This is a genomic window from Sphingobacterium sp. DR205 (assembly GCF_011064245.1).
GTDB classification, from domain to species: Bacteria; Bacteroidota; Bacteroidia; order Sphingobacteriales; family Sphingobacteriaceae; genus Sphingobacterium; species Sphingobacterium athyrii.
On record NZ_CP049333.1, the window covers coordinates 4,994,621 to 5,012,436 of the forward strand.

General features: G+C 38.4%; 15 protein-coding genes. 8 read left to right on the plus strand and 7 right to left on the minus strand.

Going from position 1 to position 17,816, the window contains the following annotated elements; all coding sequences use genetic code 11:
• Window positions 1–103: 103 nt before the first annotated feature.
• Together rlmB and G6053_RS21595 are read right to left on the minus strand one after the other, a co-directional pair.
• Window positions 104–895, minus strand: coding sequence for a 23S rRNA (guanosine(2251)-2'-O)-methyltransferase RlmB (rlmB, locus tag G6053_RS21590; RefSeq protein ID WP_165309706.1), 792 nt, complete (start codon window positions 893–895; stop codon window positions 104–106).
• Between the two features lie 52 nt (window positions 896–947).
• The gene (locus G6053_RS21595) at window positions 948–2,804 is read right to left on the minus strand and encodes a DNA polymerase III subunit gamma/tau (protein ID WP_165308436.1); all 1,857 of its coding nucleotides are present in this window, start codon (window positions 2,802–2,804) and stop codon (window positions 948–950) included.
• 344 nt (window positions 2,805–3,148) lie between these two features.
• Between G6053_RS21595 and G6053_RS21600 the strand changes: the two genes are divergently transcribed.
• The 5 genes from G6053_RS21600 (at window position 3,149) to G6053_RS21620 (ending at window position 7,584) form a co-directional block, all read left to right on the plus strand.
• Window positions 3,149–3,844, plus strand: coding sequence for a hypothetical protein (locus G6053_RS21600; RefSeq protein ID WP_165308437.1), 696 nt, complete (start codon window positions 3,149–3,151; stop codon window positions 3,842–3,844).
• Window positions 3,845–4,533: 689 nt separating this feature from the next.
• The gene (locus G6053_RS21605) at window positions 4,534–4,887 is read left to right on the plus strand and encodes a type II toxin-antitoxin system RelE/ParE family toxin (RefSeq protein ID WP_165308438.1); all 354 of its coding nucleotides are present in this window, start codon (window positions 4,534–4,536) and stop codon (window positions 4,885–4,887) included.
• Entirely contained in the window at window positions 4,877–5,167 is a 291-nt protein-coding gene (locus G6053_RS21610) for a helix-turn-helix transcriptional regulator (RefSeq protein WP_108635722.1), read from the plus strand. Before G6053_RS21605 ends, G6053_RS21610 begins: the two co-directional genes overlap by 11 nt.
• Before the next feature lie 4 nt (window positions 5,168–5,171).
• On the plus strand, window positions 5,172–5,897 hold the full coding sequence (locus G6053_RS21615; protein ID WP_165308439.1) for a hypothetical protein: 726 nt from the start codon (window positions 5,172–5,174) through the stop codon (window positions 5,895–5,897).
• A 487-nt stretch (window positions 5,898–6,384) separates the two neighbouring features.
• Complete coding sequence (locus G6053_RS21620; protein ID WP_241254794.1) at window positions 6,385–7,584, plus strand: hypothetical protein; 1,200 nt, start codon at window positions 6,385–6,387, stop codon at window positions 7,582–7,584.
• Between the two features lie 94 nt (window positions 7,585–7,678).
• Here the strand turns inward: G6053_RS21620 and G6053_RS21625 are convergent, their stop codons facing one another.
• The 3 genes from G6053_RS21625 to G6053_RS21635 form a co-directional block, all read right to left on the minus strand.
• Window positions 7,679–8,116, minus strand: a complete 438-nt coding sequence (locus tag G6053_RS21625; protein WP_165308440.1) for a hypothetical protein — start codon at window positions 8,114–8,116, stop codon at window positions 7,679–7,681.
• 110 nt (window positions 8,117–8,226) lie between these two features.
• On the minus strand, window positions 8,227–9,681 hold the full coding sequence (locus tag G6053_RS21630) for a hypothetical protein (RefSeq protein ID WP_165308441.1): 1,455 nt from the start codon (window positions 9,679–9,681) through the stop codon (window positions 8,227–8,229).
• Window positions 9,682–9,763: 82 nt separating this feature from the next.
• Window positions 9,764–12,565: a TonB-dependent receptor gene (locus G6053_RS21635; protein ID WP_241254795.1), complete on the minus strand. Its 2,802-nt coding sequence runs from the start codon at window positions 12,563–12,565 to the stop codon at window positions 9,764–9,766.
• Window positions 12,566–12,938: 373 nt separating this feature from the next.
• Here G6053_RS21635 and G6053_RS21640 point away from each other — a divergent pair, with 373 nt between their 5' ends.
• From G6053_RS21640 to G6053_RS21650, 3 genes are all read left to right on the plus strand, one after another.
• Window positions 12,939–13,580 (plus strand): ATP-binding cassette domain-containing protein, encoded by a 642-nt coding sequence (locus tag G6053_RS21640; protein ID WP_165308442.1) that lies wholly within the window; start codon window positions 12,939–12,941, stop codon window positions 13,578–13,580.
• 47 nt (window positions 13,581–13,627) lie between these two features.
• Window positions 13,628–15,025 (plus strand): ABC transporter permease, encoded by a 1,398-nt coding sequence (locus G6053_RS21645; RefSeq protein ID WP_165308443.1) that lies wholly within the window; start codon window positions 13,628–13,630, stop codon window positions 15,023–15,025.
• Between the two features lie 185 nt (window positions 15,026–15,210).
• A complete protein-coding gene (locus G6053_RS21650; RefSeq protein ID WP_108635715.1) occupies window positions 15,211–15,687 on the plus strand; it encodes a hypothetical protein in 477 nt (158 codons plus the stop codon).
• 77 nt (window positions 15,688–15,764) lie between these two features.
• Here the strand turns inward: G6053_RS21650 and G6053_RS21655 are convergent, their stop codons facing one another.
• The gene (locus G6053_RS21655) at window positions 15,765–16,478 is read right to left on the minus strand and encodes a 16S rRNA (uracil(1498)-N(3))-methyltransferase (protein ID WP_165308445.1); all 714 of its coding nucleotides are present in this window, start codon (window positions 16,476–16,478) and stop codon (window positions 15,765–15,767) included.
• Window positions 16,479–16,496: 18 nt separating this feature from the next.
• Window positions 16,497–17,810 (minus strand): hemolysin family protein, encoded by a 1,314-nt coding sequence (locus G6053_RS21660; protein WP_108635713.1) that lies wholly within the window; start codon window positions 17,808–17,810, stop codon window positions 16,497–16,499.
• Between the last annotated feature and the right edge of the window lie 6 nt (window positions 17,811–17,816).

A 17,816-nucleotide genomic window follows, 5' to 3' on the forward strand; every position in this document is an offset into this window, starting at 1 on the left:
CCCCTTGTTTAAGAATCAAATTGAAACTCAATAAGATCGGTATTCAAAAAAATAGCCTTTGTCAGAGACAAAAGCTATGTTATATCGTAGATTTTTTTAAAGCTTAAGACTTCTTCGGCAGACGTTGACGAATTGCCTCATAGATCACAACCGCAGCCGATACAGACACGTTAAGGGATCCTATTTCGCCATACATGGGTATCTTGGCAAGATTATCCGCGATACGAATTAAATCATTTGATACGCCGACATCTTCAGCTCCCATAATGACACAAGTAGGCGCAGTATAATCCACATCATAGATGCTTGATGTTGTTTTTTCCGTACTAACAACCAATTGTACGCCTGAATCTATCAGAAATTTACCCACTTTAGAAAGGCTGTCGTGACGACAGACCGGGATTTTATACAGCGCACCAGCTGATGTTTTAATTGCATCCGGATTTATTTCAGCAGATCCTTTTTTAGGCACAATGATCGCATGCACACCTGAACATTCTGCCGTACGTGCAATAGCCCCCATATTACGGACATCAGTCACCCCGTCTAACATCAAAAGTAAAGGAGTTTCACCCTTCTCATAGATCTGCGGTAAGAGATCTTCAATATTTTGATAAGTAATTGGCGATATCACCGCAATTACCCCTTGATGGTTTTTCCGTGTGATACGGTTCAGTTTCTCAATAGGTACCTGCTGAAAAGCAATATCATGTTCTTTCAATAAGGACTTCAATTCCAGAATCAGACTACCGCTTAATCCGCGTTGTACAAATAACGATTCAATTTCTTTACCACTATCAATCGCCTCAATAACGGCACGGATACCGAATACCATCTGATTTACTTCACGTCTTTCGCCTTGATCGCGATCACGTCTCTGAAAATTTCCTTGCATCATAAAACTAAATATTACCTTCCAAATAGAAGAGATTGCAAAGGTACAAAAATTAGCTTAAACCTAAGTTGAACTCTTTACGCAAAGTATCTAAAAGCGGATTTTTGGTTACCATTGCCTGATACTTTTCCTGCGAAGTGTACGGTTTGCGGGAAACCGTAAATTCCATCATAACCCCTTGTAGATCGAGCGCAAAATTTTGTAGCTTGACGCGAAGATAATTCAATACATCCACTTTCGCGCTTTGCAATACATCCATCTGTACACCATTCTCGACATCTATCTCGATCAATGTGCCCTTCAAGCGAGGTTGCGTAGCCGTCATCATTGTATATAGATTGATTTTATTTTCTGTCTTCAACTGCTCAGCATAAGCATTCCAAATCGCAATAAATTGATTAAAGCTTACCTCACGTTGTTCGGTACCTCTTATTAATTCAGGTTCATCCCCTTCTTTGGCAACAGCGTTGTTGTCATAAATGGTGTTCAAATCCGGCAATGATGGAATAATCGCTGAAGCTGAGGATCCCCATCCCCCCTTTTTAACTTTTGGCGGCACATTTGAAACTGCCTCATTTTTAACCTCGGGCTTGACGGTTGAAGTCTGGGGATTGGAAACTGTTGTTTGCGGATTGGATATAGGCCCGGGAGTGGATACAACTGGTACTGATGTCCCATTTTGTCCTGTATTTCCAGAAGATGCTGCCGTAGAAGGACTTTCCTTTGCCTGCGAAACTACTGGCTCAGGGAGTTTTTTTTTTACTCCTTCAGCAGCTGAAGGAATCTGTACGGAACCAAGCTGACTTAATTTAATGGCACTTGCGATGTGACACATTTTTAACAAAGCAAGCTCTACCTGTAAGCGTTGGTTTTTGCTGGTCTTGTAATTTATTTCACACTGATTTGAAATATTCAATGCCGACAATAGAAGCCCCGAAGAAGCTTTTTGCGCTTGCTGTAAATATTTTTGTCGTATGCTATCGCTAACTTCCAATAGTTTTAACGTCGCGGGCTCTCGGGCCACCAGCAGGTTACGGAAATGAGCCGACAAACCAGCAATGAAATGACTTCCGTCGAAGCCATGGTTCAAAATCTCATTAAATGTCAAAAGCGTTTGCGCAGCATCTTCAGCCAAGATCGAATCCGTTAGCTTAAAATAATAATCGTAATCCAGAATGTTCAGATTATCGATCACAGCTTGATAGGTTACGTTCTTATTTGAGAAACTGACAATCTGATCAAACATAGACAAGGCGTCACGGAGACCACCATCCGCCTTTTGTGCAATGATATGTAAACCATCTTGGTCATAAGCGATCGTCTCACGGTCAGCGATTCTCGCCAGATGACCTGCCATGTCCTCCACCTTTATACGATTGAAATCAAAGATCTGACAACGTGAAAGGATCGTGGGTAAAATCTTATGTTTCTCCGTTGTAGCCAAGATAAAAATCGCGTAGGAAGGCGGTTCTTCCAATGTTTTCAAAAATGCGTTGAAAGCAGCCTGCGAGAGCATGTGCACCTCATCAATGATATAGATCTTATACTTTCCGGCCTGCGGTGGTATACGGACCTGATCAATGAGATTACGGATATCATCTACCGAGTTGTTGGATGCGGCATCAAGTTCATGAATACTGAACGAATTACCGTTTTGGAAGGATTTACAGCTGTCACATTCGCCACAAGGCTCAGTTCCGGGTAAGATCTGTTCGCAATTTATTGTTTTGGCCAAAATACGCGCGCAAGTAGTTTTACCAACACCCCGTGGACCACAGAATAAAAATGCCTGCGCCAACTGATTGTTGTGAATTGCATTTTTTAAGGTGCCTGTAATGTGTTGCTGACCTACAACCGAATCAAAGGTAATCGGGCGGTATTTACGTGCAGAAACAATAAAATTATCCATTGCACGAAGATACGGATTTTAAAAAAGAAAATGGAGAAACTAAAACCTAAAAATCGCAAGTCAGTAATTAATAGGGATGTCCAACTTTCTGGGATCACTTCATGGATGAAAATAACATACCCACAAACATTTGGTTTTCAAACTTAGATAAATTTGCTTTTATATACAATATCTAATTACATTGTAGATTAAACAAATCGAACGATGAAACAGGATATAATTATTTAGGAGGTGCCCCCCAATAGAACTATCGCATCTTCATTGTATTGATATTTACTTTTATTTTTGTAGCGAAACTTTAATATTGATCGTTATATTACCATCAAAGTAATTAAAACCAAATTATGAAGCAAAAAACAACCTTATTTTACACCATTTTATTGAGTATTTTTTTATTTTCCGGATGCAAAAAAGAAGACAGCTATGAAGAACTCACCAGTCTAGCAGATGATAAAATTCAGCAAGCCGTTAAACTAACTGAAAATCTTTCTTGCAATGATCTGAAGGAATGCCGTATTGACACACTCTATTACACCTATGTACCCGTACATCCGAGCTTCGAGCAAGCCTATAATAAATTACTTGCCGAGGCCGCAGATCTTAAAGAAAGAGCACAGAAAGTATATAAAGGACCTCCTGTATACAATACAAGTCCTGCTGAGAATTATCTTCCACCCCATTTTGGATTACGGTGCATTGCCGGTAAACTGAAAGTCGCTTCGGCTAGAGATCTGGAATTATCTGAAATCAATCAACTATTGGCGGATCTGCTACCCAAATTGCAGACCTTTTTTGATGACGTTCCCTGCAACGATCCAAGTAAATGGCACATTGCTACCTTGCGCAAAGACTGTGAATTTATCCCCATACTATATACCGATAAACAAAACTTCGCTGAGTTTGGCAATATGATGGAACAGTATAATCACCTGTATTATGCAAAAAAGGAGCTAGACAAAAGCTTCAACTGTCCAGATAAAAATGACAAACCAGCTAAAGGTGTGGTTTGTGAAAATGATAAGCCCAAAATTACTTATTAATGTCCTAATGCGGAGGAAAGCCCAGTCTTCCCTCATAAGACTGGGCTTTCCTCTACAAAACTTTCCAAACCGGTACTTCATCCAAGGATCGACTTACAAATAAAATGAATACACTTTTCTCATTTTATATGATAAGACATTTAAGCTACCAACCATCTATTCTCCTTTAGGAATTTCCTAATCTAATTCTACGTTTCACCTACCATTTTCCTACATTTCTCCTACTGTTGGCCTACTGGAGTAGGCCAACAGTAGGTAGATAGTAACCCAAAAGTGGGGCGGGAAGCGAATACGCTCATAAAAAACAGCAAAGAACATAGGAAGTTAGTGCGATTGGCATTATCTAAAAATTGCTCATTCCTCATTCGGGACTCGTTCAGGACTGCTTCGCCCCATATTCGCCTATCACCTTACTTTTCTCCACTCATCCCCTACTCTTTCCCTACTGATTATGTAGGCAATAAGTGGAGAATGGGTAGAGAATCTATATGGGCATTCCGAAGATGGTACGGACAAGAGGCGAAGAAATACTGAATAATTAGCGAAGCAAACACCAAAAAATAGTACTTAAAAGCCCAATTTTTTGGCATCCCCTTCCCTAACTTTGATTTTGTTAACATTTCAAAAATCAGGAAAATGAAACGCTTAAAAAACTTGACAAAAAGTAACTTTTAAATTACCTTTGTAAAATGAGAGTAAGAGAGGTAATTGCTTTTAAAAATTATTTTGAAGACTTCCTTTTGGATCAACCCCAAAAGGTACAGGACAAAATTTTTAAAATAATTGAAGCAATAGAAACTCTTGAACGGGTTCCGAGTAATTATTTAAAACATTTAACTGGAACCGACGGATTATATGAAGCTAGGATTCGGCTTGGCTCCAATATATGGCGTGTATTTTGCTTTTTTGATGGTGATAAACTCGTTATCTTAATGAACGGTTTTCAAAAGAAAACACAGAAAACACCAAAGAATCAGATCGAAAAAGCATTAAGTATCATGGCTGAGTATTACGAACAAAAAGGTAGAGAAGATGGAAACTAAGAACTGGAAAAATATTAAAGATGATGTTTACGGAAAAGTGGGCACCCAAAGAAGAGATGAATTGGATAGAGATTTTGAATCTTTTAAAATAGGTCTGCTCCTTAAAAAAGCGCGTGAGGAAAGACATATTACTCAATCCGAGCTCGCCGAACTGATTGACAAAAAACGTGAGTATATTTCAAGGGTTGAGAACAATGGAAGCAATATTACTTTAAAAACACTTTTTGACATTGTTGAAAAGGGACTTGGAGGCAAAGTCAAAATATCCATAGAGTTTTAAATTTTTGATCGCTACTCCATTGATCGAAATTATCAAAAGACCATCTATCCGCAAAGCGGAAAAACCGGATGTGATTATGTCCTGCATGGACTATGTTATCATCTGCCAAGTGATCAAACGGTTGAATGAAATAGACATGCGCGATGATGAACTCTCATTTCTCCTTGGCAAACCCAATAATTACGTCTTTAGTTTCATTATCAAGCCAAGTGATAAGAATCGTTTCCACGAAGATCAACTGGATCTACTTCCTTTTATCCTAGAATGTCCTTTCTCAAAAATTTTCGTAAATGACACCCAATCCGGGAATATCCAGCTTTACCATACAAAAAATATCGACGAGGATGGATATAAAGGTTTTTCGCATATCGTTTATTCTCCGAACGGAGACGGCACCCGGATCATTTGGAAGAAGAAAAATGCACCAAAAGGCAGTACCCGAAAGACCAATAAAGCTATACTCGCACTTTTGAAGAACTGGATCGACCAGGGTTATTTCGAACAAAAACGTGATGCCTTAGAAATCTTCAAGAAAATTAAAGCGCAAGGCATGTTTAAATTTCGCATTAGTGATATTGAAAAATGTATGAAAATCCTATGTGGAAGCCGTCAGGCCCTATTGCAGAAAGATTCTGTTGATGGAGTGTTGAGATATTGGAGGAATGAGATATTGGAGAAAATGCCTGAAATCTCTGCTGGAACAATACACTCCTATTTAGCCAAGCCTTAAAAATCTAGTTTGATTTTTTTTATGTGATTACGAAATTTTGGATCAGAAAACTTCTACCGCTATAATGGAGATCTAGAACGAAATAGTTATAGCGCTTACACACGAAATAAATTAATTGCCGAAGCCTTTTATCTAACTGGCGAGATTGAAAAATATGGCAATAGATTTCTCAGGATCCGTAAAGAAATTTCTATTTACCCCACAATGAAACTAACAGTGGAAGAAATCCCCAATGGATTGAATCTCATGCTAAGTTATACAAACCGAAAAGTAAACACCCAAATCCCGAAGGCTGGAAAAACTGTGGGAGAAAACCTAAAAGGAAACTCAGCCCTAATATTATCCTATTTACGCAATAATCCTTACTTCACCAGAGAAGAGCTTGCGAAAAAAACCAAATGCCAAAAACATTTTTCATTAATCCTTATAAAAAGCTATTACAATTTGTTAAATTTATATTACACTAATGTTATCAAATTGTTAAGAATTGAATATCAAAGGATACTATATTGCGTTTTTGACCATCTTATGCTGGTTAACCTACAGTCTACAACCTGTTAGGGCGCAACGTCATGATTTCGATTTCTATGACGGAAAGGTCTCAATTGATGTATCCCCCTCGTTCAATATTCCATTCGATGATAGTTTAACTGGAGCTCGTGTCCAAGAGTTTTATCAGGCTGCCGATCAGACAGAATACCGTAATTTAGTTAACAGCCTATTGGATTACAAGGACAAGCAACATCTTAATGACTGGGTATACTATCAACTTGTGCGCCGTACAGCACAACAAATAGCCCCTAAAGCGGAAAACTATGCGCGCTACACACTATACAAATGGTTCTTGATGTGTAAGTCCGGATATGATGCACGTTTGGCGGTGGGCAACAATCAGATTATCTTTTTTATCCAAAATAATGAGGATATTTCTGATATTCCTTTCTTTGAAATTGATGGTAAAAAATATACCTGCTTAAATTTCCATGACTATGGAAAGCTATTTCAAAGGGCAGACGCCTATATACCCATAAAGATTAAAGTACCGGAAGCCACTAACGATTTCAGCTATAAAATCACTAAACTACCGGATTTCGTTCCAGCAAATTATATAGAAAAACAGCTTGCATTCAATGATGGACATAAAGCTTATCACTTCAATATTAAGTTGAACAACGATATCAGCGACCTTTTTAAAAACTATCCGGGAGTAGATTTCGAAACTTATTTCAATATTCCATTGAGTAAGGAAACCTACCAATCATTAATTCCCGCACTCAAAGAAAATTTAAAAGGCAAGAACGAAAAGGAAGGCGTAGATTATTTAATGCGATTTACACGTTATGCTTTTCTGTACGAAAACGATGAAAATAATTTTGGCACAGAAAAACGGTTATCACCAGAACAGACATTATTAAATAAATCCAGCGACTGTGATGACCGAGTAGCATTATTCTTTTACCTGGTCAAGGAAATTTATAACCTTCCGATGATCACACTGCTCTATCCCACACATATCACGATGGCCGTCCAATTTGAACGACCTATAGGTGATGCGATTTTATACAATGGCAAATACTATTCCATCTGCGAACCTACTCCGCAAGCACAGAGTCTGGCCCTTGGTCAATTGTCTGAGGAGCTTAAGAAGCAATCCTATCAGATTGTTTACCACTATGAACCGAGGTAAACTTGTGAGCTAAAAATAACCGTGATAATAAAGAGGCGTTCTATTTTATCCGCTTTCGTTATTTTACTTAAAGTTCCTAAATCGCTCCTTAGCTTTAGTTAATCACATTATTAATAAAGTCTAAGAGGTCTGTATATTTACCATCTGTACGATGAGCAGCAATAGTTACTGTATTTTCACGGCCTTCGGATTTTATTGTGATCACATAATCCAGTCCATCTGCGCAACGTGCACATTCCTCAATTTTAGCATCCATTAATTTATAAGTATTGATATAGCTGGACAGCTGCTTCAATGTAGCCTCACTTGTTTTATATACTTTATCTTTTTTTGTCTCTGATAAACCATCTTTAGGATATTTAATTTCAGTCTTACTTTGATCAATGCTGATGTCCACCCCATTACCCCAACCAGAAATTCCTTTGATTTCTATCCTAAGTCCAGAATCTTCAGGATCAATTTTATTATCAGACTTTTTACAGCTTAAAAGCAGAAAAATGCTCAACACAAACAAATAGATTGTTTTTTTCATCTTTTAGAGTTTATATTATTTGACTATATAACGAAATATCAGCACGAGATGCTACAAAAAAAATCCTGCTCGTGGCAGGATTTTCTAATAATTTTAATACGATGTCATTACTATTTAACTTGACCAGGAGTTGTGTATGGTAAAGTTTGTGGATCATAATGAGCCCATCCTTTTGTCCAATCTTCAGAACCAAAAGCGCCCTTATAAGCAACCTTTTCAAAGAAGCTTCCAGAAACCTTCGCATTTGTAAAGTTCGCACCACTAGCCGCAGCCGAACCTGTCGACAAAGTAAAGTCTGGATTAGCTGGGCTGGACGAAAAATCTTTCCCGAAATTAAATGGTGCGGTAAATAGATTATTAGCATATAATTTACTTTCGAAAGTATTGCTCGATTTAAGCAAACCCTCAACTTGACTTGCAATACTTGTAGCCGCGGTAGTTTTGATACCCACTGGCGTGCCGTAAAACAAATTATTTGCAAATAACGCACTTCCGTCAACTACATTTTTAGATGTAGATTCTGGAGTGCTTACCTTTGTATCATCCACGTAAATACCAATTGGGAATCCAGAAATCACTGAATTTACAACACTAACAGACGAATTTCGTCGAATCTGAATTCCATGTTGGAAATTTGCGTTCGGATTAAATCCATCTTTAGAAATTGGCCCAATAACCGAAACATTGGAAAATACAGCAGATGTCTTCGGAGTTTGGTTGGTGCCACTTCCATTGTTATCCGACTCGAAAGCATTTGATTGCGAAACGTCAGCAGCTGCATTCGCGCGTTGTGCCACCGCAAACTGTACATTTCCTGAATAGCCATAATCGGTATCAAAATCGTCATCCCAAGTACCAATTGCCAATAAATGCTTGGCGTTTACTGTACCCCCAAACCATTCAAAAGCATCATCGCCTGAACGATAAACTTGAATATAATCAAGTGTTGTTCCACTTCCTACACCACCTAAAGTAAGGCCGTTAATTTCATTATCGGGTGAGAATGGAATTCCACCAAATTCAATACGCACATATTTTAAGGTTCCAGAATTATCGGCTGCATCAGTACCTCCATAGTAGATGTATTTCTTTTCGTCTTTACCTGATGGTCCCGCTAGACCACCCTCTATCTTGACATCAGCACCTTGGTTAACAGGAGCTTTACCTAAAATAATAAGACCACCCCAATCGCCATGTGCCCTAGCTCCCGCAGCTAATGCAGAGGTAAATACTATTGGCTTTTCGATAGTGCCAGTAGCATTTATTTTTGATCCTCGTGTAATGGTTAAGGTGCCTTTCGTTGCTTTGTCTCCTTTTATAATGGTTCCTGGCTCTATAGTCAAAGTAGCGCCATTTGAAACGAATACAAATCCTTTCAACAAGTAAATCTTATCCGATGTCCATGTCGTATTACTCGTAATTTCACCGGAAATCTCTACAACATTTTCATTACCGGGATTTGTCGGGGTTTCTGTTCCATCACCATCATCCGTAATGGTTGTTTCTTTACAGGCTCCTGCTAGCAATAATGCCGATAGGGACAAGAATAAAAATCTTTTTTTCATTTTTTTTGTTTTAATATACTGAACAAATAAATTCAACTGTTATAACCTTGTGATTAAATCACTATTAATTTTATGTTATATTCTAAAATGTATAATTAAATGACAATGAGTAGTTTGATCCTGGCTTATATTTAAAACTTGTTTCATTAGGTAAGTTGAGCTGCTTGTTATCATAATACACATTGATCGCATTATTTAGAATATCACCAGCATTAAGTTTCAACTCCCCTTTACCTTTCATCACCTTATACCCGACCTGAAAGTCTAATACATTGCGAGGAGCCTCCCAAGTGCTTGCAAAACGCATACCGCTTGCTTGAGTAATTCGTTTTCCTATTCTATTATATAATAGATTAACATTTAGTCTATTGTCGAGAGCTGTATGTTGTAATCCCGCATTAATAACGTAAGGAGATTGACCAACCATTGGCCTTGTCTTGTCTATATATTCTAAATCTGTGGGATTTTTTACCTTTGAATGAACAAGTGAAACGTTTAGATAGGCAATTGTGTTCTTTAGAAATTCTTTATCCTGAATAAATCCAAGATTTTTACGGGCTTCCAATTCCAAGCCATATAAATCTGCTTTTGGGGCATTAAAATAACTGATATCAGGTGTTGAATTAACATCGTAGCGGAATGGCTCAATTGCATCCGTAAATCCTTTGTAAAAAGCAGATACCGACAATATTTCTCCTGCTTTCGGATAAAATTCAAATCGAAAATCGACATTGTTGATTGAGCTTCTTTTCAACTTCTCGTTACCGTTTATCATTGCCATATTTTCGAAATCATAGAATGCAAAAGGAGCTAATTCTCTGAATTCTGGCCTCGCCAACGTCCTATAATAAGACGCCCTCAAATTGGTTTTAGGAGTTAGGCTGTAAGTCATATTGACCGAAGGAAGGAAGTCTAATTTAGTGTCGTCTACACTTTTCTCAATTTGTCCAGATAAAATTCTATACGCGTCTATTTGTACATTATAATTTTCAACGCGTAGACCATACACCACTCGAAATTTATCAGCAAATTTCTGATCTAACATCGCATATCCAAATGTTGATAGAGATTTTGCCTCATAGATATCGCCATCCCCTTTTACTTCCCCAAACTTATAAATATTTTGATTTATTAAATCAGAGGAAAAAATCTTATCCGGAGTCATTTGTAATATGCGAGTTTGCTCATCACCGCTCACCGCTAAAGAATTGAACTCGAACCCAACAAAACGTGCATCAAAATTACGTTTACGATATTGTGCACCACCTCCTGCTTTTAAACTACTTGGTACGTTTAAGAAGTTTAATGGAGTGGAATAACTAACTTCTCCAGAAAAGATATTTTCACTCAAATCTGCAAATAGTCTTGAATTTGCTTTACCAACTGTAGTTAGATTAGCTAAATAAGGTACTGACGAATCATTAATGTAATCTTCGTGTTTTTGATAGTTTATTTTGGTTTGATTTGGCTGATTGTTGCCGATGTTACTCCAGGAAGCGGTCCATTTTAACTTATCATTTTTATCACTTAATACATGCTCACCTTCTAAAGTAGATTTAAACAATGATTTTTGCATAATATCAAATGCATAAAACTTATTGATTGATGATGAGCTAGCATCTGTACCATATCGTTCTGTATAAGTATTATCGTAAGTTCTATTATATAAATTTTTCCAAGTAATTTTATTTTTACCAAAACTATACCCAAAATTTGCAAGGGCTCCTAAATTGGTTGAAAACTTGTATTGTTGATCGCGATAGTCGTATGTAAACCAATTCCGCTCGATATTCGGCAGAATATTTTGTGAGTTTCTGTAATTAACAGAAAATAATGCACCAAAACGGCTATCATCTTTATATTGCTTTATGCGCCCCAAAGAAAACTGATAATTTTGTGATGGTAATGCACTTTTATTTTGAATAACATAATCATTTGGAAGCGATTTTAAAGCCAATCTCTGCCATTTTTGAGAGAGTCCAGCATTTACATCAGTACGCGATGGAAAATTCTTAGCAAGTTGGCTTGAACCATCATCAAAACCTAAATAATTCTGAATATTCTTTTTCGTCTGTAAAAAATCTTTGAATGTCGAAACAGAGTTAAATCCGTAGCCAATACCAAAGGACACAAAGTTTTTATCAGGTATATCTTTAGTACTAATTTGAACCGCGCCACCAGCGAAATCTGCGGGAAGATCCGGTGTTGCAGTTTTTGAAATCGTAATTTTGTCAATCAAGTTAGATGGCACGATATCAAATGAAAATGCACGACGGTTCGCTTCTGTACTCGGTAACACTGAACCATCCATCATCGAAACATTATAACGGTCACCTAATCCACGAACGACAACGAATTTATTGTCTTGGATAGTAGCGCCACTTACACGACGTAATGCCTCAGATGTATTTTTATCTGGTGATCTTCTAATTTGTTCACTTGAAATACCATCGGAAATCAATGCGCTATTTTTTTGTTGTGCGTATAACGCACCGATTGATTCCTTTTTAAAAGAACCTGTAACCACAACTTGATCCAACACCTTACCCTCTGAGTTATCAAGGACTATATCCAAATTGGTCATGTCATCCGCTTTGATCTCTACCTCAGTAATTTGTTTTGTGGCATAACCAATATAAGCGTATTCCACGGTATATTTACCAGCAGGCAACGCTGGAATACTATATTTACCCGAAACATCTGAACTTCCGCCTCTCGAAGTCCCAATAACACGAATAGTTACTCCTGTAATCGTTTCTCCCGTCTTACTATTTGTAATAGTCCCCATTAACTTCCCACTGCTCTGTGCATAAACTGTTGTTGACGCAGCTACGACGAACGTAATGGCAGCAGCGATTCTTTTAAGTTGTAATTGTGGTTCCAATTTATTTTGTTTTTTGTTTCTGCAAAGCTATTGGCACAATATTATATTAACATTAACAACCAATTACCATTACGTAAACCACTTGTTAATTTAATGTTACCTTGGAAATTCTAGATTAAATTTTTCGATAAAAACCCGCCTGAAGGAGAATTTGAGCGAATATTTCATCATTTTCAAAGTATAATATTAAAGAAGTGTAATAAAATTATTAAGCCGAAAAGTTATTAACATATTAGGGACGATATTAGGTTTTATCAGAAAAAGTATCACCTCTGTGTGAGACGAAATGCCGAGAATGATCTTATTATTGCAATTATATTGCATATACAAAGCAATTTCTCTAAGTTTGAATAGATTTTCAATTTTTGAGCATATGAGCAACCCGATCGTATCTACTGAACAGCTAACATTCCAATATACGAATGCTAAAAGCATCGCATTTCCGGACATCCACATCGAGAAAGGACAGCACACGCTATTATTGGGCGATTCAGGAACTGGAAAAACAACCTTGCTGAACATGTTGGGCGGCTTATCTAAACCCGCAACAGGGCACGTTAAAATTAATAATCAGGATCTTTCCCTATTATCTAATAGCAAACTAGACAAATTCAGATCTCAATATATCGGTTTTATATTCCAGGAGGCACACCTTCTCAAAAATTTAACTTTGTTGGAAAATATCAAATTGGCACAGTCCCTTGCAGGAAAAAAGGTGGATGTGAATCAGATTCATCAGGTCTTGAAACAACTGCAACTGGATCACAAAACTGCGGCTTATCCGAATGAATTAAGTCGTGGCCAATTACAACGTGCCGCGATTGCTCGTAGTGTGATCAATAAGCCTGCCCTGCTCATCGCGGATGAACCCACAGCTGCTTTGGATGACAGCAATACAAATCGTGTGCTGGAACTACTTTTGGATATTGCAGATACCGCCGGCTCAACCCTCTTGATCACCACACATGACAAACGGATTAGAGATCAGTTCTCAAAAATGTATATCTTAAAATAATTGAATACGTCATATAGTCATTCACCCTTTTAGCTTTAGAATTTGTTATGAATACGATACAGTTGGTTTGGAAAAATTTAAGTAGACAATTTGGCTCTGTCTTTCTTAGTATCTTGCTGACAGCTTTTGGAATTTCCATCTTAGCTGTGCTTTCTATCACAGGTGATACATTTGAAAAACAACTTGACAATAATAGCAGTAACATTGATCTTGTTGTCGGAGCTAAGGGCAGTCCACTTCAATTGATCTTATCCAGCGTATATCATATCGACAACCCAACTGGAAATATACCTTTGGATGAACTCGAACCCCTGCGCCAAAACCCGCTTGTTCAACTCGCGGTCCCCTTGTCATTAGGTGATAACTTTAAGGGACATCGAATTGTGGGGACGGACTCTTCTTTTCTGACCATCTACAATACCAAAATAAATGAAGGCCGCATCTGGCAAAAAGACTTTGAAGCCGTTATCGGTGAGCAGGTCGCAAAAAAGCACCATTTGAAAATAGGTGACCAGATCAACAGCTCCCATGGACTCAGCAAGGATGGCCATAGTCACGACGAACATCCTTTTACCATCGTAGGTATTCTAAAACAAAATAACAATGTAACCGATAACCTCATATTGACCAATCTCGAAAGCGTCTGGGATGTTCATGGTATCGCCCATGCTCATGCTGACAACGAAACCGCAGCACAAAAAGAACAACGTGAACGGGAAGAAGACCGTCAGGAAACAGTCAAAGCACATTTACATCACCATGGAGAAGACTTGCCGGAAAATGCTACCGGACAAGTGGCAACCAATGAAAAAGAACATCATGATCACGATCATGATGACCACGAACACGAAGAGGAAGGGGTATTTGTCAAATCTATTGGAGCCGATATGGTCAAACAAAATGGTCTTGAAATAACAGCTATTTTAATAAAATACCAGTCACCGGCAGCTATCGGTATATTGCCTAAAATGATCGACCAACAAACAGATATGCAAGCAGCTTCTCCTGCTATGGAAAGTACACGTCTGTTTTCACTCCTAGGCGTAGGGATAGATTCTTTAGCGATCCTTGCTTATGTCATCATGCTCATTGCTGGGCTGAGTGTATTTATTAACCTCTACAATGCGCTGAAACAACGTAAATATGATCTGGCCATTATGCGTACACTCGGTGCGTCTAAAGGAAAATTATTTACCATTGTCCTATTGGAGGGCCTGACCATAACAATCGTGGGCGGACTAGTCGGGCTGTTATTGGCACATCTGGCATTATATTATATCAGTAACCAAACGAGCCAGAGTGCTGACTTTATCGAAGCTTTTAGGCTACATCCAAAAGAATTGGTATTTTTGCTTGTTGCTTGCCTCATCGGCGTGCTAGCAGCGCTGATTCCCGCTGTGAAAGCGTATAGGACAAGTATAGCCGGTACTTTATCAAACAAATAGGACAACTGCGTATTGGAGTAAAAAAACGAAGAATAGCATATACAAGATAAATTCTGGATTTGCTTCGGCAAAATCTCAGTACGCAATACAATATACTCAATACTAAAACAGATGAAACCATTATGATTTATTCATCATACAGAATAAATCTAATCGCTTCACCGCAACTACAAAAAATTAAACAGATGAAACAAATTATCACAGCATTCGCCTTTATATTTTTCTATATCATGCAAGCACAGGCACAGATCGGCAGCAACCCCGATGTGCCTGATCATACACCCATGATGAACAAAACATGGGATGCCATTGATAAAATGGCTTATAAAGTAACCTATAATGGTGCAAAAAAAGTATATACTCCTTTTTATCCGAAAGAGCTCAAAGCGCTTGAAAACAAAGTGGTCGAATTACCGGGCTATATGGTGCCCCTACACAGTGGCCGTAATCATAAGAACTTTATGATGTCTGTGCTACCTGTCATGCAATGTCAATTTTGTGGTTCCAATGGAATACCACCTATGGTAGAAGTGACCTTAAAAGGGGGAGCAATAAAATTTTCCGAAGATCCCATCAAGCTCAAAGGAAAGATGATTTTTACAAAGGACCCACTGAAAGGAAATTCCGAAATTCAGATCGTCGATGCTGAACTTGTAAAATAAACATATCCTCTTCTATGCTGAATCTTATCTATATTATTAGATCGGATTCACATAGAAACACTAAAAGATAGCTTAAATTATCTATTGAGTAGCGAGGTCTCAAGACAAGCCGCCAATGCCGCTGTCTCGGTCCGTAAACGTGCTTCGCCAAGCGATATTGGCCGAAACCCTACAGCTATTGCCAGATCGATTTCCTCGGCTGAAAAATCTCCTTCCGGACCTATCAAAATGATATAATGTTGTCCGGCTTCAAATACCTCGTTCAAATACTTCTTGTCCGAATCAACGCAATGTGCAATTGCTTTTTGGACACCTTCCTTTGGAAGGTCTTTTAAAAACTGTTTAAAGGGTATCGCAGGATTAAGTTTTGGCAAATACGCTTTCAAAGATTGTTTCATGGCTGACACAATGACTTTGTTCAAGCGGTCCAACTTCACCTCCTTGCGCTCGGAATGCTCACAAATAATAGGTGTAATCTCTTGAATCCCGACCTCGGTAGCTTTCTCCAAAAACCACTCGATACGGTCGATGTTCTTGGTCGGTCCAACAGCAATATGCAAATGATAGTTTGGCTGTTGGTAGTTCTCTTTGACACTTAATATGCGAAGTACAGTACGTTTCGGATGTGGATCTATAATTTCAGCTTCGTAAAGGCCGCCACGACCGTCAATTAAATATAAACGGTCTCCCGTATTCATACGAAGTACACGGACAGCATGCTTGCTTTCTTCCTCAGAGAGGATAAAATTTTCTAAAGAAGGATTTAATTCCGGTGTAAAAAATAACTGCATGTACTGTTCGTTGTGATCTTATTCCGCTAGATCGTCATCCGTCGACTCGACCAGTTCTAATTTAACAAATTCGATATTCTGCTGCGCCTTGCGGATGATTGTAAACACATAACCGTATTCCTGTTTCCGCTCACCTACCTCAGGAATTTTATCAAAGATTTCACTGACCAATCCGGCCATTGTATCGTAATCCTGACTTTCAGGTAATTCTATCGGAAGAAACTCATTCACATCATGAATACTAGCCCCCGCATCCACCATATATTCTGTTTCAGATATACGTTCCACAACTGGTGTTTCCTCATCGTACTCATCTTGGATCTCCCCTACCAATTCCTCCACAATATCCTCCAAGGTAGCCATCCCTGCTGTTCCTCCAAATTCATCCAGTACAATGGCCAGTTGCAGGCGTCGCTGCTGAAACTCGGCCATCAGATCATTGATTTTTTTGGTCTCAGGGATAAAGTATGGTTTACGCATGATATTTCTCATCACCACCTCTTTGCCTTTGGCCAATAGCGGAAGGATGTCCTTGGTATGCACAATACCAACAATCTGATCAATGTTATCTTCGTAGATCGGAAGACGTGAATAGCCTTCCTCCGTCATGGTCTCAATCAATTCTGAAGCGTCTGCCGTTATTTCGACAGCAACAATTTTCGTCCTTGGCACCATAATATTCTTGACGATACGTTCATTAAAATCAAAGACATTTTTAATTAACTCATGTTCAGAAATATCCAATGCTCCGGATTCTTTTCCTTTATCCAAGAGGTATTGTAATTCCTCAGAAGAGTGGGCAGATTCACCTTTAGTGACTTCAAAGCCTAAAATTTTAAGCAGAAAATTAGCAAAACCATTTAATATCCAAATAAAAGGTCTAAAGATAAAGTAGAAAAATTGCAGTGGAACCGCAATCTTCATGGTTGTTGCAACAGGTTTTTGAATGGCAATTGATTTGGGAGCTAGCTCCCCAAAGACAATATGCAATACGGTAATAATTGTAAATGCCAGCACATGTCCTGCGTTGGTCGCTATCGTACCGGTCAATTCAACACCAAAGAAACCTAAAGCCCCCTGCACAATCTGGGTCATTACAGCCTCTCCTACCCAACCTAAGGCCAGTGAAGAAAGTGTAATACCCAATTGTGTAGCGGCCAAATAACCATCCAAATGCTCCGTTATACTTTTGGCTATTGTAGCAACTTTACTACCTGTTTTTGCCTGAACTTCAATTTGGGAGATTCGGACTTTGACAATAGCAAACTCGGCCGCAACGAAAAAACCGTTGGCCAGTACTAAAAACAATGTCCAAAAAATATCGAGCGCCATGCTGGG